The 20,299-nt window shown below is 40.6% G+C and carries 17 protein-coding genes; 3 read left to right on the forward strand and 14 right to left on the reverse strand.

Annotated elements, in window-relative coordinates; translation table 11 throughout:
• Positions 1–88: 88 nt before the first annotated feature.
• Genes ftsA through mraZ form a run of 12 tightly spaced genes read right to left on the reverse strand, consistent with a single transcriptional unit; the run spans position 89 to position 14,052 of the window.
• Positions 89–1,465, reverse strand: coding sequence for a cell division protein FtsA (ftsA, locus tag J2X77_RS09430; protein ID WP_209576646.1), 1,377 nt, complete (start codon positions 1,463–1,465; stop codon positions 89–91).
• A gap of 25 nt (positions 1,466–1,490) precedes the next feature.
• Complete coding sequence (locus tag J2X77_RS09435; protein ID WP_209576648.1) at positions 1,491–2,327, reverse strand: cell division protein FtsQ/DivIB; 837 nt, start codon at positions 2,325–2,327, stop codon at positions 1,491–1,493.
• Positions 2,320–3,675 carry a UDP-N-acetylmuramate--L-alanine ligase gene (gene murC, locus J2X77_RS09440; protein ID WP_209576650.1) on the reverse strand — a complete coding sequence of 452 codons (1,356 nt, stop codon included), beginning with the start codon at positions 3,673–3,675 and terminating at the stop codon, positions 2,320–2,322. Before murC ends, J2X77_RS09435 begins: the two co-directional genes overlap by 8 nt.
• Before the next feature lie 9 nt (positions 3,676–3,684).
• A complete protein-coding gene (gene murG / locus J2X77_RS09445) occupies positions 3,685–4,788 on the reverse strand; it encodes an undecaprenyldiphospho-muramoylpentapeptide beta-N-acetylglucosaminyltransferase (RefSeq protein ID WP_209576653.1) in 1,104 nt (367 codons plus the stop codon).
• Between the two features lie 10 nt (positions 4,789–4,798).
• The gene (locus tag J2X77_RS09450; RefSeq protein ID WP_209576655.1) at positions 4,799–6,001 is read right to left on the reverse strand and encodes an FtsW/RodA/SpoVE family cell cycle protein; all 1,203 of its coding nucleotides are present in this window, start codon (positions 5,999–6,001) and stop codon (positions 4,799–4,801) included.
• Between the two features lie 30 nt (positions 6,002–6,031).
• Positions 6,032–7,405, reverse strand: a complete 1,374-nt coding sequence (gene murD / locus J2X77_RS09455) for a UDP-N-acetylmuramoyl-L-alanine--D-glutamate ligase (RefSeq protein ID WP_209576832.1) — start codon at positions 7,403–7,405, stop codon at positions 6,032–6,034.
• 2 nt (positions 7,406–7,407) lie between these two features.
• Complete coding sequence (mraY, locus tag J2X77_RS09460; protein ID WP_209576658.1) at positions 7,408–8,652, reverse strand: phospho-N-acetylmuramoyl-pentapeptide-transferase; 1,245 nt, start codon at positions 8,650–8,652, stop codon at positions 7,408–7,410.
• Positions 8,653–8,656: 4 nt separating this feature from the next.
• The gene (locus J2X77_RS09465; protein WP_209576660.1) at positions 8,657–10,117 is read right to left on the reverse strand and encodes a UDP-N-acetylmuramoyl-L-alanyl-D-glutamate--2,6-diaminopimelate ligase; all 1,461 of its coding nucleotides are present in this window, start codon (positions 10,115–10,117) and stop codon (positions 8,657–8,659) included.
• The gene (locus J2X77_RS09470) at positions 10,117–12,234 is read right to left on the reverse strand and encodes a penicillin-binding protein (RefSeq protein ID WP_209576662.1); all 2,118 of its coding nucleotides are present in this window, start codon (positions 12,232–12,234) and stop codon (positions 10,117–10,119) included. The genes J2X77_RS09465 and J2X77_RS09470 overlap by 1 nt, the downstream gene beginning before the upstream one ends.
• Positions 12,235–12,242: 8 nt before the next feature.
• The gene (locus J2X77_RS09475; RefSeq protein WP_209576664.1) at positions 12,243–12,656 is read right to left on the reverse strand and encodes an FtsL-like putative cell division protein; all 414 of its coding nucleotides are present in this window, start codon (positions 12,654–12,656) and stop codon (positions 12,243–12,245) included.
• 15 nt (positions 12,657–12,671) lie between these two features.
• Positions 12,672–13,586, reverse strand: a complete 915-nt coding sequence (rsmH, locus tag J2X77_RS09480; protein WP_209576666.1) for a 16S rRNA (cytosine(1402)-N(4))-methyltransferase RsmH — start codon at positions 13,584–13,586, stop codon at positions 12,672–12,674.
• 4 nt (positions 13,587–13,590) lie between these two features.
• A complete protein-coding gene (mraZ, locus tag J2X77_RS09485) occupies positions 13,591–14,052 on the reverse strand; it encodes a division/cell wall cluster transcriptional repressor MraZ (protein ID WP_209576668.1) in 462 nt (153 codons plus the stop codon).
• Positions 14,053–14,486: 434 nt separating this feature from the next.
• Here mraZ and aspS point away from each other — a divergent pair, with 434 nt between their 5' ends.
• Positions 14,487–16,238, forward strand: a complete 1,752-nt coding sequence (gene aspS / locus J2X77_RS09490) for an aspartate--tRNA ligase (protein ID WP_209576670.1) — start codon at positions 14,487–14,489, stop codon at positions 16,236–16,238.
• A gap of 96 nt (positions 16,239–16,334) precedes the next feature.
• The gene (locus J2X77_RS09495) at positions 16,335–17,723 is read left to right on the forward strand and encodes a LutB/LldF family L-lactate oxidation iron-sulfur protein (protein WP_209576673.1); all 1,389 of its coding nucleotides are present in this window, start codon (positions 16,335–16,337) and stop codon (positions 17,721–17,723) included.
• A gap of 83 nt (positions 17,724–17,806) precedes the next feature.
• Here the strand turns inward: J2X77_RS09495 and J2X77_RS09500 are convergent, their stop codons facing one another.
• Positions 17,807–18,313: a hypothetical protein gene (locus J2X77_RS09500; protein ID WP_209576675.1), complete on the reverse strand. Its 507-nt coding sequence runs from the start codon at positions 18,311–18,313 to the stop codon at positions 17,807–17,809.
• Between the two features lie 128 nt (positions 18,314–18,441).
• Positions 18,442–19,350, reverse strand: coding sequence for an energy transducer TonB (locus J2X77_RS09505; RefSeq protein ID WP_209576677.1), 909 nt, complete (start codon positions 19,348–19,350; stop codon positions 18,442–18,444).
• 73 nt (positions 19,351–19,423) lie between these two features.
• On the opposite strand from J2X77_RS09505, the gene J2X77_RS09510 reads away from it, so the two are divergent.
• Positions 19,424–20,245, forward strand: coding sequence for a hypothetical protein (locus tag J2X77_RS09510; RefSeq protein ID WP_209576678.1), 822 nt, complete (start codon positions 19,424–19,426; stop codon positions 20,243–20,245).
• Positions 20,246–20,299: the final 54 nt, after the last annotated feature.

Below are 20,299 nucleotides of genomic sequence, written 5' to 3' on the forward strand. Positions count from 1 at the left end.
CACTATATGTAATGTAATAATAATATAATTTCAACAAAAGTTTTCCACATCTGTTAAATTGTGGAAAACTTCGCCTATTGTGGAAAACTTACTTTTTGTCTAAAAAAGTTGCATCATCGATTTCGTTACCATCTTTGATAAAACGTTTAAACCATGATAGCAATCCTTGCTCTTTTTGTTGTTGTTCTGAAACCTCTTTTGTCGTCATAGTAGCTGTCTGCACTTTTTTCGATGGGGCGTGCATTTCTCTACGGCTGTCTTCTTCATCCTCATGGGATTGGATTCCTTTAATTAACAAACCGATACTTGTCGCATATAGCGGGCTTTTCAATTCTTCAAATAGCGGTTTCGGTAAAACCTCATTCTTAGAAAGATATTCATTCGGAAATCCGATACGACAATCTATTCCGGTAATATATTCAACAAGTTGTACTAAATGCTTTAATTGAGCACCACCACCGGTGATAACAATACCACCAATCAGTTTATTCTCGTATCCGGAAGATTTGATTTCATAGTATACATGTTCAATAATTTCCTCCATTCTAGCCTGAATAATATAAGCCAAATTTTTAACCGAAATCTCTTTGGGTTCACGGCCTTTTAATCCTGGCACACAGATCACTTCGTTTTCTTTGTTTTCATCAGCCAAAGCCGATCCGAAACGAGTTTTCAATAATTCAGCCTGCGAGCGCAAAACAGAACATCCCTGACGAATATCTTCCGTCACAATATTACCGCCTAAAGGAATTACAGCAGTATGACGAATAATCCCCTCATGGAAGATGGCAACATCTGTGGTTCCACCACCGATATCTACTAATACAACACCAGCATTTTTTTCGTCTTCATCCAATACAGCTTCAGAAGACGCTAGAGGCTCGAGAATCAATTCTGCAACTTCCAGATTGGAATTATCAATACATTTTTTGATGTTTTTAATATCAGTTACCCGACCCGATATAATATGGAAATTCGCTTCAATACGACGACCAGCCATGCCAATTGGTTCGCGAATACCGGGTTCGTTATCTACCGTAAACTCTTGAGGTAGAACATGTATAATTTCTTCTCCTGGAGGCAGTACCAGTTTATACATATCCGAAATCAATCGTTCAATATCGCGTCGAACGATTTCATCATCACCATCAGTTTTGGTAAATATTCCACGGTGTTGAATACTTTTGATGTGTTGGCCAGCAATTCCCACATTCACTACTTTAATATCCACATTAGACTGTGCTTCGGCTATCTCGACAGCCTCTAAAATACTTCCCACAGTTTTCTGGATATTAGCCACCACTCCACGGCTTACACCAGCAGAATCAGCTTTCCCCACACCTAATAATTCAATTTTGTTTCCTGAGCTACGTCTCCCAACCGTAACACAAATTTTGGTAGTACCAATATCGAGTCCCACGATAATTGGGTTTTCTCTTTCAATTTCTGCTGCCTTTGAGTTCATAATTTCCTGTATTGTTGCTGTATTACTATAATGTATTATTTGCTATTTTTTTTGTTTGATCATCCGAAAAACTCCAGTTCCCACGCTTTTCACAGATAATCTGACCGCTATATTTTACGTTGACAACACCATAAGCGTTTATACCCACCTTTGGCATGATCTGCGTATAAAAGGTCTTTAATAATTCAAATTTTTGTGCTAAAGAATCTGCCGATCCAACAATCAACTGTTGCGTCCCTATGCGTGGTACAAGTTCAATATCCTTATCTCCATTAACATATATCTGCACCACTTGATTAGTCCATAACTCATCGTTTTTTATAAATTCAACAACCTTCACCAAATCCTTAACCAATGGGGTTGAGATGGTATCAAGTGCTTCATTATATCCTTCAGCGATGTTGCCGGTAGCAACCATAATGTGTGGGATATATTTCAACGTTGTCGGTATCTTTAAACCATTAGGATCGACATAAAACTCTTTTCCATTTTTATTGATAACCCGCATCACAGCCTCGCGCTGACTAATATTAATTCTAATCGTACCATCCATATCAGCATGTATACTGGCATTGGAAACATAAGGTAGTTTACGCAAGGTTTTTTCAACCTTCTGAAAAGGGATTCCATTTACTTTCTTTCCAACAAAACTACCGTAGTTCTGTTCGATCAATTTGGAGATATCTGCCTGATCTATAAACGCCTCGGTTCCTTCAATAACAATTTTTATATCTTTGCAAAGCTGTTGTTCATCACGTTTACCCACAATATTCATAATCACGACGACGACTATTACACCGATAAAAAAAAGCGTAAAGTACAGTACACGATTCCATTGTATGTCACGTAATCTTTTAAGCATGCTCCAAAATTGTCTGTAACGGTTTAACCAATTTGTCAATATCACCCGCCCCCACTGTAACAATCAGCTCTGGCTTTTCATTGCGTGCAAATTCCAAGACCTCTTCGGGAGTCACAATGCGCTTTTCCTCAGCCGTAATTTTATCCAATAACCAACTGGAGTTTATGCCTTCAATTGGAAGCTCCCGAGCTGGATAGATTTCCATTAACAACAGATTGTCTGCCATGGATAACACCTCTGCAAAACCGTCGACAAAATCGCGCGTACGCGTAAATAAGTGCGGCTGAAAGACAACAGTTAACGTTTGAGTCGGATACAATTTTCGCATCGAAGTCAAAAATGCACGCAGTTCTTCTGGATGATGTGCATAGTCATCAATATACACAGCTCCAGGTCGACGAACAATATATTCAAACCTTCTTTTCACGCCTTTAAATGTCGTCAATGCTTTCTTAATAGCGCCGTCTGCAATCCCAAGTAAACGTGCTACTGCAATCGCAGCTACTGCATTTTCAACATTGTGGATACCAGGGATACCCAGATGAATATCATCTATCCGTCCATTGGTATCTTGGTAGTCAAAAAAGAACTCTCCATCGCGTACATGCACATTGGAAGCATATGCATCAGCGACTTCATGGCCTGAATAACTGATTTGCCCCGCAAACTCGAGGCCTTTTTTTATAATACGTGTTCCCCCTTCAACGACTTTATTCAAGAACAATTGAAACGATTCAAGCAAATGACTCCGATCGCCATAAATGTCCAAATGATCAGCATCAGAAGAAGTTACGATTGCGATATTGGGGTGAAGTGTCAAAAATGAACGATCAAATTCATCAGCCTCAACCACAACTGTATTGTTATCACCGTAAAGCACATTGGTACCATAGTTAGAACTGATCCCACCTAAAAATGCAGAACAATCGTAACCCGAATCCTTCAATACGTGTGCCACCATTGTAGAGGTAGTCGTCTTACCATGTGTACCGGCGACGGCTACCGTAAATCGACTTTCGCTGATGATCCCCAGCACCTGAGACCGCTTATAAAGAATGTGTCCCTGCGATTCCATAAAAGCCTTGATCTTCGAATCTTTCGGAATTGCCGGTGTAAAAATGACCAATGTCTCTGTTTTAGGAGCATGAAAAATAGTATCAATCGTATCGACATCATCTTGATATGATATCGCAATACCTTCATTGACCAATGTTTTAGTCAATTCGGTTTCTGTTCGATCATAGCCATTCACCTCACAGCCCAAATGCTTGAAATAGCGCGCAAGACCACTCATCCCTATCCCACCTATTCCAATCAAGTATACTTGTTTTATTGCATCTAGATTCATACGCTTCCTCTATATTTTATTAATCAATTTATACACCTCCTCGGCAATCTGTACATCAGCATTCAACTTACCGAGTTTTTTAATATTTTCACTTAATCGCGCAACACGATCGGCTTCATTTAATAAATCTAAAGCAGCGGGTATCAAATCCTTTTTTGCCTCACTGTCCTTAACCAAAAGTGCTGCTTCTTTATTGACCAATGCCATCGCATTCTTAGTCTGATGATCTTCAGCGACATTGGGAGACGGCACAAGAATAACAGGTTTTCCGACCACACAAAGTTCCGAGATAGTTCCTGCACCGGCCCGACTAATAATTAAATCAGCCGCAGCATAAGCATAATCCATGCGCTGGAGAAAAGCCATCATCCTAACATTTTCTGGAAGTCCCCCTGCAAGCTCCTCCATTAACTTTTCTACGTAAAAACTACCACATTGCCAGATCAGCTGAACTTCTTGTTTCTTTAACTCACTGAGATAGGCCAGCACACTTTCGTTTAATGTTTTAGCGCCCAGACTACCTCCGAGTACCAAAACTGTTTTCTTGTGCGGATCCAACTCAAAGAAGGCCAATGCCTCCTCCCTTTTACCCGCTATCGCAATAGACTCGCGTCTTATCGGATTTCCCGTGATCAATACTTTGTCAGCAGGAAAAAACTGCTCCATCCCTTCATAAGCGACACAGATCTTTGCGGCTTTTGCTCCAACTTTTTTATTGGTCACCCCTGCATAGGAATTTTGTTCCTGCACAACTGTTGGTATACCCAATTTATTAGCCATCATTAACAATGGACCCGAAGCAAAACCTCCTACGCCCACAGCTACATCAGGTCTAAATTCTTTAATTACACTTTTCGCCTTATTCAAACTTTTCATCAGCTTAAACGGCAAAAAAATATTCTTCCACAGTTGCTTTCTATTGATCCCTTGGATATCAAGTCCAACAATACGATATCCAGCAGCTGGTACTTTATCCATTTCCATCCGGCCATTAGCACCCACAAATAATATTTCATTTGAAGGATCCATTGCCTTCAAAGCATTTGCAATCGAAATCGCCGGAAAAATATGTCCGCCGGTCCCCCCTCCACTAATAATTACGCGAATCGCCATGCTCAATTTATTATAATGCTGGAATAGATCCTACCACCACCTTTTTGGGCTTAGGTCTTTCATCCAATTGTTCTTTACCTTTTAACTCTTCAATATTTCTACTCACGCTGAGAATGATTCCCAGCGCCACACTCGTAAATAAAATAGATGTTCCTCCCATACTAACCAATGGAAGCGGAACTCCTGTAACCGGACCTAAACCTACAGCAACAGCCATATTCGCTAAAGCTTGGATAGTCAAACTAAATCCTAAACCAGCAGCTAGAAAGGTACCAAACGCCTTAGGACTCATCGTTACAATACGGATACATCGATACATAAATGCCAAATACAGAAATAGCAAGATTACTCCTCCTACAGTCCCATACTCCTCAATGATGATCGCATAAATAAAATCGGAATAAGGATGTGGCAACACGTTGCGCTGTACACTATTTCCCGGCCCTTTTCCAAAAAGCCCCCCTGTTGCTATCGCAATTTTTGCATTGTTTGCCTGATAGTTTTTATCATCCTGGAAGGATACCGTTTTATCAACCTTCTCGGTATGGAAAAATGACTTTACCCGGCTGATATACGTCGCCCTTCGGGGACCAAAGAAGATCACCATCATTAAAAGCACTCCCCCACCACAACACACAATGGCGATTTGCTTAAAACTAATCCGACCGATCAAGAGCAATAAAACACTCACGCCAAACAGCATCAATGCGGTGGATAAATTAGCCAAAGCGATCAGAATAAAAACGCCACATACAGATCCCATAATGGGTAAGAATGATTTTTTTACATCTTTGATCTCTTCCTGTTTCCGCGATAACATCCTTGCCAAAAAGACGATGAGTGACAGCTTCGCCAAATCTGAAGTTTGAAAGGTTAAACCTATACCCGGAATGGTCAACCAACGACTGGCCTCATTAACTTTACTACCAAATAAGAGCGTAAACAACAATAAAGGGATCGTAATACCCATCATTATTTTTGATATCCCGGCATAATACCTATAATCCAGCTTATGAGAAAGATACATTAGAATAAACCCAACAGCGATGATAGAAAAGTGCTTTAGCAAATACATTTCGGTACCCTTTCCCTCTTTGTAAGCCAAGGTGCCCACCGAACTATATACAGCCAAAAGTGACCATCCCGATAAGATAATCACAATGATCCATATCCATCGATCACCCTTCAATTTAGACATTATAGTCTGTAGCATATACTTCCTCCTTTTATTGGGTTATACCTTTTATAATTCCATGACAGCAGCCTTAAATTTATCGCCACGGTCTTCATAGTTCTTGAACCAATCAAAACTAGCACATGCGGGAGATAGCAATACCGTATCCCCTTTTTGAGCTAAATGCGAAGACAACACAACCGCATCTTGCATGGATGTACTATTTACAATAATCTCCACATCATGTTCAAATGCCTTATGAATCGCAGCTGTATCTTTTCCCAAACAAACAATAGCGCGTACTTTGTCTTTAACCAAATCAGCGAGCATACCGTAATCATTTCCTTTATCTACCCCACCCAATAACAACACGATTGGTGTAGAGAAACTTTCCAGCGCATACCAGACTGAATTGACATTCGTTGCCTTTGAATCGTTAATGTAATTTATACCGCCGATACAGGCCACATGCTCAAGCCGATGTGGAATGTTCACATACGATCCCATACTCTCCTTCATCACTTGATTTCTCAATTCCTGCACTTTCGCGATTAGCCCGGAAGCCATGCTATTATAAATATTATGCTTCCCCTGCAATGACAATTCCTCAGCTCTCATAGTGAATGTATCGTTATTTGGTGTATTGATAATTATTGTCTTATTGGCATTCAAATAAGCGCCCAATTCGACAAGTTGCTCTTGCGTAAAAGGTAAGTAAGTCCCTTTACTATGATGTCTTTCCAATCCTTTAATAGTTTCCGGATCGTCCAGACAGTATATAAAATAATCTTTCTCTGTTTGATTTTGAATCATCCTGAATTTTGAATCCACATAATTCTCCATTTTATGATCGTATCGATCCAAATGATCAGGAGTAATATTCAGTATAACAGCAACATCGGCCCTAAAGTGGTACATATCGTCTAACATAAAGCTCGATATTTCCAGTACATAGCAATCAAACTTTTCTTTAGCTACTTGTAATGCAAAACTTTTCCCGATGTTACCCGCCAATCCAACATTTAAGCCCCCACGTTTAAGGATCTCATAGGTTAACATGGTGGTCGTCGATTTCCCATTTGATCCAGTAATACAAATTAACTTTGCATCTGTATATTGTGCTGCAAACTCGATTTCAGCAATTACAGGGGTATTCTTTGCTTTCAATGCGACCACCAAAGGCACATGCTCCGGAATACCAGGACTCTTCACAACTAAAGCAGCTTTCAATATACGCTCCTCATCATGATTACCTTCTTCAAATGCTATTCCCTCAGCTTTCAACTGTTCCTTATAATGATCCGCTATAAGCCCTTTATCTGACACAAATACATCAAATCCCTTTTCTTTTCCGAGAATCGCCGTTCCAACGCCACTTTCGCCTGCGCCTAAAATGACCAAACTTCCAGATTGAGGATAATATGTTGTTGCAATATTTGACATCATTATCTAATTTTCAATGTTACGATAGTAAGAATAGCCAATATAATTCCTACAATGACAAAACGTGTTACTATTTTCGCTTCGTGATAGCCCTTCTTCTGAAAATGGTGATGCAATGGCGACATCAGGAAGATTCTTCTCCCCTCACCATATTTCTTTTTTGTGTATTTGAAATACGACACCTGAAGAATAACCGAAACATTCTCTAAAAGAAATACACCGCATAAAATCGGAATCAACAATTCTTTCCGGATCAGGATAGCAAAAGCAGCAATAATACCACCGATCGCCAAACTGCCTGTATCCCCCATAAAAACCTGAGCTGGGTACGTATTATACCACAAGAATCCGACACAGGCCCCTACGAATGCCCCAGCAAAAATGACGAGCTCACCCGAATTGGGGATATACATAATATTGAGGTAATCTGAAAAAATCACGTTACCAGACACATACGCTAGAATCGCTAGCGTGACACCAATTATAGCTGAAGTACTCGTGGCCAGACCATCAATGCCATCCGTGATATTTGCACCGTTTGATACTGCCGTTACGATGAAGATTACCACAACTAAAAAAACAAAAAAAGTTAAATAGTCACTTTGCAATCCAAACATCTTAAACACTTTGGCATAATCAAACTCGTTGTTTTTATAAAACGGAATATTTGTCTTCGAAGATTTAACGTTTTCTGCATAGGTCTTCTCCCCAGTGCCTTCGTTGATAACCACCTCAACGGGTTTGGTGGACGTAGGTTTATCTACCCCTTTTCGAACAACAATATCAGGATGAAAGTACATCGTACAAGCAATAATCGCTCCCAATCCAACTTGTCCAACGACCTTAAACTTACCAGCCAGACCTTCTTTATTATTTCTAAAAACCTTGATATAATCATCCAAAAAACCAATTGCTCCCATCCATAATGTAGTTACTATCATGATAATCACATAGATATTCGTCAATTTTGCAAATAACAAAGTGGGAATAAGAATACCTGCGATAATAATAATTCCCCCCATAGTCGGTGTACCAGCTTTCTTTTTTTCTCCCTCCAGTCCCAAATCACGAATTGTCTCTCCAACTTGCTTATTGTGTAAGAATTGAATCAATTTCCCCCCAAAAACCGTGGTAATGATCAATGAAACAATGACAGCCATAGATGTACGGAAGGAGATGTACTGAAACAAACCTCCTCCTGGTATATGAATGTATTCACTAAGCCACGTAAAAAGATGGTACAACATATTTCTATTTTTCGTTAAATGTATTCTCTAAAACTTCCTTATCATCGAAATGATGCTTCACACCATTTATATCCTGATACTTTTCATGTCCTTTTCCCGCCACCAGGATAATATCGCCCGGGTTCGCCAGCTGATAAGCCACCCTTATCGCTTCCTTACGATCGGCTATTGAGAGCGTCTTCGACTTTTGATCCTCCAGCACGCCCGCTTCAATATCTTTAATAATCTGGTATGGATCCTCGGTGCGCGGATTATCGGATGTAATCAAAAAGCGATCACTGTAACGTAAGGCCGCCTCCGCCATTTCAGGCCTTTTGGTCTTATCCCGATCGCCTCCACACCCTAAGACTGTAATGATTTTTTGTTCTGGCCGTCTCAGAGCGCTGATCGTTTTGAGTACATTTTCCACAGCATCAGGCGTGTGTGCATAGTCTACAATTCCAAAAATGCCCGTAGCCGATTTCAGTGTTTCAAACCTTCCTTCTGCACCTTTCAACGTGCTGAGTGCAGTCAACACTTTCACAGTTTCCTGTTCAAGTAAGATAGCAGCAGTATATACCGCCAAAAGATTGTATGCATTAAAATCACCGGTCAATTTTACCCACACTTCCTGTCCGTCAACACTCATCAGCATACCATCGAAATGGCTTTCAATAACCTTTGCTTTAAAATCTGCCCCCGAACGTAAGCCATAGCTTTTCCGATGTGCCACCGTATTTTGAAGCATGACCTGACCGTTTCGATCGTCCGCATTGGTCAAAGCAAAAGCATTTGCATCTAAATCGTCAAAGAACTTCTTTTTTGCCTTAATATAATTATCGAACGTTCCATGAAAATCCAGGTGATCATGCGTAATATTCGTGAATATAGCACCCGCAAACACTAAACCTGCGATACGTTCCTGAACTACAGCGTGTGAGCTAACTTCCATAAAGGCATAATCACAGCCATCATTAACCATATCATGCAGCAACTGATTCAGTTGAATAGGATCTGGGGTCGTATGTGTAGCCGGTATAATCTTCGTTCCGATCTGATTTTGCACGGTAGATAACAGTCCCACATGGTACCCCAATTCAGTAAACAACTGAAACAACAATGTAGCAACTGTCGTTTTACCATTCGTTCCTGTGACACCGACCAACTTGAGTTTTTCCGAAGGATTTCCGTAAAAATTAGCTGCGACTACACCTAGTGCATAAGCAGAATCGGCGACTAAAATATACGCTACAGAGTCCAATATATCTTCTGGCAACTGCTCTACAATAACTGCTCTTGCTCCCGAAGTAATTGCCCTCTCTACAAATAGATGACCATCCGTTTGCACACCTCTCACAGCGATAAACAGACTTCCCAACGTTACTTTTCTGGAATCAAAGCACAAAGAGTGCACATCAACCTCTTCAAGGTTACCCACAACCTGCTGAACAGGGATGGCATGCAATACTTTTTTTAAATCCATCATTACTTAAGTTCTAAATTTATCGCCGTCCCAAAAGGCAGTTTCTGTCCAGCTACGAGTGACTGCATCCCCACTCTCCCTTTTCCAGTCACGTGCGCTTTAAAGCCTGCATTTTCTACCACATATAAGGCATCCATCAATCCCATTCCAACAACATTCGGAACGATTCCTTCTCTATATTTCAAATCTACAAACGGCACTCCCCGTGTAGACGTATCCACTTCTCCCCGTGCAATTGTATCCCAATTGACCGTATTAATCCCCAATCTATCGTACACTTTTTTACTCGCTTCTCTCGACCCCTGTAAAGTCAACGGCATTCTTCCACCTACATTGACCGCTTTAAACGTCTTTTTTCCTTTCATCTCCATATCGTTCGCGTACACCATATCGGCAAGCTCTTTAAAGACAGGCCCCGCAACTGATCCGCCATAATATCCATTTCTCGGGTTGCGGATCACCACAATGATGGAATATTTCGGATCCTCAGCTGGAAAATATCCTGCAAAGGAAGATTGGTAGCGTCTCGCACCATATCCTCTCGAACCATCTGCCATCTGGGCCGTACCAGTTTTTCCACCAGAACTATACAGCGGGCTAGCTACGCTTTTACCCGTCCCTTCAATCATCACCCCTTCCATCATTCCCCTCACTTCTGATAAAGCATGGTCTGACGCTATCTTTTCGTTGAGGACCTTAGCCTTAAACGTTTGAATCGTATTCCCCAAATGCCTAATTTCCTTAACAAAGAGTGGCGCTATCAATTTACCGTTATTCGCAACAGCATTATAAAACGTCAACGTTTGCAACGGGGTAATCTTCATTTCATAGCCATAAGCCATCTGTACCAAAGACAATCCACTCCAGCTCTTGCTCTTCGACGATTTTACCAGAGGTACCCCTTCTCCCGGAATCTGTAGACCTAATGTTTTCCCGAAACCGAAAGAATGCAGCTTCGAGGTAAATTGATCTGGATTATCTTTATACGCTTGGTAAACAAATTTAGTAACGCCCACATTCGACGATTCCTCAAAAGCCCTTTTAGCCGAAATTATCGACTTCTTGGGCGCATGTGAATCCCGAATGGTATGTTTGTAAATTGGCCAATTACCATTACCAATATTCACAGTTGTGCTCGAGTCTATTTTTTTATCATCAATCAAAGCTAAATAAGAAGCTAACTTAAATGTTGACCCCGGATCCGCACTCTGCGCAATGGCAAGATTGAACTTTTCACGATAGACTCCATCCTTATCACGCATAAAGTTGGCCACCGCACGCACCTCCCCTGTTTTCACCTCCATCATCACAACACAGCCCTCATCCGCATTACTCGTAATCATCTGCTTCTCTAGCGCCCTTTGCGCCATATCCTGCATATTTACATCAATGGTAGAGATAATATCAGACCCATCAACTGGAGCAACCTCGATATCTTTGTTGACAGGAATCCATACACCTCCTGCGATGCGCTGCATCAATCTTTTCCCACTTTTTCCGTCGATATATTCTCCATATGCACCTTCCAGTCCAACATGAATATTTTCTTTCACATTTTTATAGCCGATGGTTCTTGCAGCAAGATTGACAAAAGGCAAAATACGTTTGTTTTGGCGATCTGTAATCAAACAACTTGGAAAACGCTCCTTATTGACACGAGCAGATTTAAGCAGAGGAAATTGCTTTACACGTTTCAAATCCTGATGCGACACATTACGTTTAAGCAACAAATAGCGCTGCTTTTTATTCCGTGCTTGCTTTAATAATGTCAAATACTGCCGAGATGATTTATCTTTAAAGAAATCAGCAAGCTTAATCGCCAAGGAGTCAACTTTTAAGTTGAAATACTCTTCATCCTCTTCCGGAATAGCCATAGCATCAAAACGAAGCTCATATTCAGGCACTGAAGTAGCCAGCAAACTCCCGTCATTCGAATAAATATTCCCACGAGCAGCTTCCACCTCCCGTTCCTGAATAGAAAGGCTATCCGCTAAAGCTTTCCAATGCTGCCCATCGACATACTGCAACTTTGCCATTTTTCCAAACACCAAAAACGCAAGCAACACGATAAGCCCAAAAGCAAAGTAGACACGAACAAGAATCGTATTTCTGATACTCATAACTCTTCCTATTTATCTTCTTTATTCTCTATAACTTCGATCTTGATCGGTGGCTCCACTCGCTCTTTCAAACCCAAAGAATCCACACGCTTAGCAATTTCTGTTTGTGTAGACATTTTCATCAGTTCAGCAGAGAGAGACTTATGATCCCACCCCAATTCTTTCACCTCTTTACTCACTTTATCGATACTCCGAATAGTTCGCTCGGCAAAATGACGATTGGAAATATACAATAGCATCAGAAAGGCTATAAATGCTCCAAATGGCAAGTAATGCAATATTCTGTTTAACGAAAGGTCTCCAACGGTAAAAAGCGTTTTAATAAACGCTTCTGTTTGTTCGGCCTTTTCTTCGACAGTTTCTTGCAGTTCCTCTTGAACTTCTTCACTCAACTCTTTCTGTCTTATCGTATTTCTGCTCATCCTCTCGCTCCATTTTTAAGACACACCCAACTTTTCAGCAATGCGCAGTTTCGCACTGCGCGATCTATTATTTAAAGCCAGTTCCTCTGCAGAAGCCGTAATCGCTTTACGGCTAACCACAAGAAATGGCTTAATTTCATTTCCAAAAAAATCTTTCTCAACCTCTCCTTTGAACTTACCTTTGGCCATAAAATTTTTAACCAAACGATCTTCCAAAGAATGATAGGACATAACAACCAATCGCCCACCCACGTTGAGCACGTCCACCGTCTGCAACAAAAATTCCTGTAAAGCATCCAACTCACGATTCACCTCGATACGAAGCGCCTGAAACACCTGCGCATGATACTTATGTTCTTTACCTTTCGGAACCATCCGTTGAATCACCTCTTTTAATTCTGAAACAGTTTGAATCGGTTGAACCAAACGCGCCGTAACAATTGTTTTCGCAAGCGACTTAGCATTCATAATCTCTCCGTACATACCAAAAATGCGATGGAGATCTTCCTCTGCATAGGTGGCTAAGAGTGACTTCGCGTCTAGATCACCAACCTGATCCATACGCATATCCAGATCAGCATCAAAGCGAATAGAAAAACCACGGTCCGCAGCATCAAATTGATGTGAAGAAACTCCTAAATCTGCCAAAATCCCATCTACTGCACGCACACCTTCCAAACGAAGACTATTCTTTAAAAACCTAAAGTTCTGATGTATCAATGTGAAGCGAGGATCGTCGATTGCATTCTTCAATGCATCCGGATCCTGATCAAAAGCAAACAGCTTCCCTTCTGGTCCCAATCTCTTTAAAATCTCGCGAGAATGACCACCACCACCAAAAGTCACATCCACATAGACGCCATTCGGCTTAATCGCCAACGCATCCAAGCATTCTTGTAACATGACCGGAACATGATAGACATTTTCCATACGCTTATAATCCAAAATTAATATCTCCCATTACCTCTGCCGCTAAAGATGATATATCCTCCACACCACCGTCGCCCATCAACTCCTCATACCCTTCCTTAGACCAAACCTCAATCTTATTAAACTGACAGGCCAAAACCAATTCGGCATGTATACCTGCAAACTCCAACAAGCTTTTCGGCAACAAAACACGACCTGCAGCATCCAAAGTTAATTCGGTTGCACCGCGTGTAAAAGCACGCACAAACGCACGAACCTTGGGATCGAATTGATTTAATTTCGCCAGTTTAGCTGTCATCAAATCCCATTCTTCCCGTGGATAAAAAACCAGATGTTTCTCAAAACCGCGATTCACAACAAGACCATCCCGCTCTACATGAGGCATTTGCCTCTTGAGCGCAGCTGGCAACACCATTCTTCCTTTGGCGTCTAACTTGCATTCAAATTCACCGATTAACTGAGTCATATCGTCAATTATCCTATTCTAATTTAAATGTAAAAGTATACACTTTCTCCCACTTTCCCCCACTTTATAACATAAAAAAGTTTTCCACATCGATAAATAGCTACAACAAACAAAATCTCCTTTGAATAAAAAATCCTGCAAAACCTAATTTACAAGCAGTTAAACCCCTATTAACTTATAAAATCCCATGCGATAGAACAGTTTATTTTCCATACTTTTCGCTAAAAAATTAGAAATGAATTGTAAAAATTCTAGGCCTATCAACTTAATTTCAACCACTTTTTTAGTAAAAAGGGGATAAAGTGGGAGCCATAAAAAAGACCATAGAGTATTGTGGAAGAAAGTGGGAGAAGGTCGTTCAAATAACCAAAGTAGAATTCGTTATTGTCGAGTAAAACCAATAATTTTGCGTCAAATATAATTTTCATAACGATATGCACAGAACACACACTTGTGGAGAATTAACACTAGCTGACTTAGGGAAGACGGTTACCCTAAGTGGATGGGTTCAAAAATCCCGCGATTTAGGCGGTATGACTTTCATCGATGTTAGAGACCGATATGGTATCACACAATTAACGTTCAATGCAGATGATGATGCGTCTTTACGCGCCAGTGCCCGTGAACTCGGAAGAGAATATGTCATCAAGGTAACTGGAGAGGTTATCGAACGCTCGAATAAAAATGCTAAAATCCCCACTGGAGATATTGAAATCAAGGTTTTAAATCTTGAAATACTAAATGCCGCTAAATTACCTCCTTTTACCATAGAAGATGAAACAGATGGTGGCGATGATATTCGAATGAAGTTCAGATATCTGGATTTACGCCGTAACCCAGTACGCGAAAACCTTATTTTACGCCATAAAACTTCACAAGAGATCCGCCGTTATCTTGACTCCCAAAATTTTCTGGAAGTTGAGACCCCTTATCTAATTAAATCAACTCCCGAGGGAGCACGTGACTTTGTCGTCCCTTCTCGGATGAATCCTGGAGAATTTTATGCCTTACCACAATCACCTCAAACCTTCAAGCAACTCTTGATGGTCTCAGGTTTCGACCGCTATTTTCAAATTGTAAAATGCTTCCGCGATGAAGATCTACGTGCAGATCGCCAACCAGAATTCACGCAAATAGATTGCGAAATGTCCTTTGTAGAGCAAGAAGATGTTTTAAATATCTTCGAAGGGCTTGCAAAACATATCTTCAAAACAATTAAAGGTATTGATCTAGGTAACGTTCCACGCATGACATACGCAGACGCCATGCGTCTATACGGATCCGACAAACCGGACATCCGATTCGGAATGCAGTTTGTCGAACTAAACGACGTGGCCAAAGGAAAAGGTTTCCCCGTATTTGATGCCGCAGAATTAGTGGTAGGGATAAATGCTGAAAACTGTGCCCATTACACCAGGAAACAATTGGATGCACTGACAGAATTCATCAAACGTCCACAGATCGGTGCAACTGGATTGGTCTATGCTCGTGTCAATGAAGATGGCTCAGTAAAGTCTTCTGTGGATAAATTTTTCACGCCAGAACAGCTGTCAGCAATTGCAGATGCGTTCCACGCGAAACCTGGCGACCTATTGTTAATTATGGCTGGTGGAACAGACAAAGTGCGCAAACAACTCAATGAACTACGCCTTGAAGTTGCTGCACAATTGGGTTTCCGTAATAAAGAAACCTACGCACCGCTTTGGGTCGTTGACTTCCCGCTATTGGAATGGGACGAAGAAAACGGTCGTTACCACGCCATGCACCACCCGTTCACTTCACCCAAACCAGAAGATATTCCACTTTTGGATACCAATCCTGGAGAAGTGAGAGCAAATGCCTATGACTTTGTATTAAATGGCGTAGAAGTCGGTGGGGGATCAATCCGTATCCACGACAGAGAACTTCAATCACTCATGTTCAAACATTTAGGGTTCAGCTCCGAAGAAGCAAAAAAACAGTTCGGATTCCTGATGGAGGCCTTTACATATGGCGCTCCCCCACACGGCGGACTCGCTTTTGGCTTTGACCGACTAGTATCTTTATTGGCAGGCTTAGATACCATCCGCGATGTCATCGCCTTCCCGAAAAACAATTCAGGAAGAGATGTTATGATTGATGCACCGTCAACCATCCACCAAGAACAGTTGGACGAGCTCAGCTTAAATATTGCGATAAAAGCATAAATTTTTACCTCGATTTTCGAGAAACAATTTATTAACAGTATATTTAAAAGTTGGTAATTTTTACCAACTTTTTTTTGTGAAAAACCAGCAGATTAGATGGCAGAGAGTACCGCTAATGCATTTATAAAGGAAAGTGCGCAAAAAGCATTTGACACCAAACACCGCGATATTATCAATTACAATATCGACAAATACAGCATGGCTTTCGAAAAAGGCAAGAGTAAATTTGCAGATCTTGAAAATAGCAAGATAAAAGCCAATTTGATTAAGTGGAAGGTCATGGAAAATCTCGACCGCTACCTGTTGCAGTTTGAAGCCAATTTCACTGCCCGAGGTGGAAAAGTCATCTGGGCAAACGACGCCACAGAAGCGTTGGAAGAGATCTATGCGATCATTCAGCGTAAAAAGGCAAAGTCTGTAGTCAAGTCTAAATCGATGACAACAGAAGAGATTGAGCTTAACCATTTTCTGGCTTCCAAAAATATTGATGCAATAGAAACCGATCTGGGCGAATATATTATACAGCTGCTCGATCAAAAACCCTATCACTTTGTTACCCCAGCCATGCACTTGAGCCTGGAAGATATTGCTAAGCTTTTCCATGAAAAATTTGACACTCCATTGGATGCTTCCGCAGAGCAACTGACAATGAAGGCGCGTGAACTACTTCGTGATCGCTACTTATCAGCAGAAGTCGGAATTACAGGAGCCAATTTTCTGATCGCTGAAACTGGTAGCCTAGCGATTACTGAAAATGAAGGAAATGCCCGATTGACATCGACGTTCCCGAAAACACATATCGCTGTAGTTGGAATAGAAAAAATAATTCCCAACCTACAAGATTTAGACATCTTTTGGCCGCTTTTATCTACACACGGTACTGGTCAGAATTTAACGGTTTACAATACACTACTTACCGGGCCGAAACAGGCTTACGAATCCGACGGTCCCGAAGAGATGTACGTCATTCTGCTAGACAATGGCCGCAGCAAACTTCTCGCTCAGAAAGAACAGCGTCAGGGCTTATATTGCATCCGTTGCGGTGCCTGTTTGAATGTATGCCCAATCTATCAGAACATCGGTGGCCATACTTATGAAACAACTTATCAAGGCCCAATTGGATCACTCATATCACCTCATTTAAATGGGATGAAGGAATTTAAACACCTGAGCTACGCCTCTACACTCTGTGGAAAATGTACTGAGGTCTGTCCGGTAGGTATTGACATACAACGTATGCTTCTTGTGAACAGAAAAGATTCAGTTGATCAAGGTCTAGCTTCAAAAACGGAACAAAAAGCCTGGCAATGGTTCACTTATGGAATTATGCGGAGAAAATTGGTCGATTTTTTCGGTGGAAAATTCAAAAATTTTTTCATCCGAAAATTCTTTCAGAAAACATGGGGGCATCAGCGTGAATTACCTAAGTTGTCAGAAAAATCATTCTCCAAACAGTGGAAAGAACAACAAAAAAATAAAGAATAAAAAAAAAGAAAGAGGGAACCAACGGTTCCCTCCTCTACTAACACTCACCAATATTTAATATGAAAACTATCCTTGTTTAATGTTTATGATGCTTTTACGTCGGCGTCATTTGTTTTATTCAGTTCTCCTTTTTTAACGTCTTTTCTTTTGAGCTGTCTGTCTTTTTTCCAATGCTCTTTGTGCATTTTTCGATTTTCAGCGTAAGAATCCTTTAACGTTTTTTGTTGCTCTGGTGTTAACATTCCCATCATTTTTTCATGTTCCGCCACACGTTGCTTTTTCATTTTTGCACGATGTTCCTTTCGTTCAGCGGCCATTTTTTGATGATCCTGTGCTTGCTTCAAATGAAATGCATAGATATCTTTACGCTGTTTATCCGTAAATTTCAGCTTTTGATCCATGCGATCAGTTTTCATCTTAGCTACTTCCTCAGGAGTTTTATTTTTAAAACCATCGTGCATCCTTCCGCTTTTATGTTTATGCATGGAAGTTTGCATTTCTTTCAATTCTGGTTTAACATCTTTTTTTTCTTGAGCGAAACCGGCTAACATCAATCCAGATAAAGCCAAACTTAACATCAATTTTTTCATTTCTTTATTTTTTTAAAACCAACAATCATTTTTTTTATAAGTACTCTTTTTCAACTTATTTATTAGTAAGAGCCGTATCGGCTATCAAAAGTTTAATTGATGATTTGTTAAATAAAGTTAAGAAGAGCTTATTGGCTTACAGCACTTAAACGGATCGGTAACGTATATGCCACACGCACTTTAAGTCCATTCTGTACACCAGGTTTCCATTTTTTCGCTTTCTTCAATAAGTTTATAGCAGCCTCCCCGGTACCAAATTTCATATCACGTTTGACAGCAATATCTGTCAATGACCCATCTTTCTCAACGACAAAAGAAACCTCTATGACACCAGACACCCCTTGATCTAAAGCCTGTTGCGGAAAGTTATAATTCTCGGCAATCCATTTCATAAACGCGGGCAACCCTCCTACAGGTATTGGCATAATCTCCACCGATGTAAATGTATTGTTAGCATCACCATCGGTTCCACCGCCGGATACCGAACCAATCCCGGAGCCAGTAATATCACCATCTCTTTTCGAAGAACCAAATTCACCGCGCGCAATATATGTACCCGATGGACTTGCCTTCAATGTAATCCTTGAAGTCATCGTATTGGGATTCTTCAGTTCATCCTGACTCACAAGTTCTTCCGTAACTTGATTTGCTTTGGCCACTTTTATATCAGGCATTCTAACCAGATCAAATTTGGATACATCTTGGGCAACCTGCTGCGGGGCCTTCTCCTGCATCATGACAGGTTCTTCAGGAACCTCTTCTTTCTCCTCTTCCTTCTTTTGAATTTCTTCCAGCATGTCGGGTCCAATATCTTGTACTTTATAAATCACGGCGGGAACAGTTTGCTTAAAATATGTATTATATGCATAGGACCCTGCGATCAGCAAAACTGCAAAAGAAACCACAATTCCCAAACCCAAATTTGTTGCTTTATCAGAGAGATTTCGCAACTCGTAAGCGCCGTACATTTTGTTACGACCAGCAAAAATAACATCCAGCCATTCTTTGCGGTAAATATTCAATTTGGAGTTCATCATAATATTAAAGTTTAAATCTTTTCATTATGATGCACGAAAGCCTTATATTTCACAAAAAAAAATATAGATGCTTATGAAGTCATTTTTTTTAGCTATTTTTCTACTTACAGTATATGCTTGTGGCAACAATCAACATCAATCCAAGACTGCAATTAAGCATGAAAATACGGAAGAAACAATTTCACCATACTTTGGTTTTTTAAACCAGCAAAGGGACTCACTTATCGCTCTTCCGATGGATCAGGCAATGGAAAGTCCCGAAAAATATAATTATGTTATCGTAGAAGACCAAGTCAGCCCCCTTGAGTTTGTTCAGAATAAAACAGATAGTAAGGGGAGCAACGGTAGACAGACCGCACAGAACTTTGCAAATAGTGAAGGTTCATTATTTAAAGTTAGCGCTGCAGTTAAATCCGGTGAATTTGGTATGCTGGTCAACAAGGCTTTTATAGAGCAGTATAAAATCGAGAAGTTTACACAAGTTCAAAGAGAAACTTCCACAAATATTAGGGAGCAACTTGAAAAAAAATACAACAGAAAGATTAACAAAAGCACAACCATAGCGATACTCAGCGATCAGTCGGAGTTTAATCTTACGGTTTTTGAAAATCAACAAGACTCTGCCTTAGCCGTATTTTCGTACGCCAAGGACGAGCAGTTGATCAATTTGGATTTTCCAGCCTTGTATGATGACATCAGTACCTGGCGTGTTGATGACGGCGGCCAATTTGACAACGATGCTTTTCACATACTAACAGTATTACGATCAGCACAAGGGATCAGTTTTATCAGTATCTTTTGGGGAGCTGAAGGTTATGAACTGAATTTCTACCAGCCTAAGAAAAACGTATTTAACTCGGCAGCACAAGCCTATGGATATAGTTCGCCATTATAAAATAGTAACTATACTAAGTTTCCCATGAACAATGAAATTGCCGTGGGAAACTTG

This window comes from Sphingobacterium sp. 2149 (genome assembly GCF_031455655.1).
Taxonomy (GTDB): domain Bacteria; phylum Bacteroidota; class Bacteroidia; order Sphingobacteriales; family Sphingobacteriaceae; genus Sphingobacterium.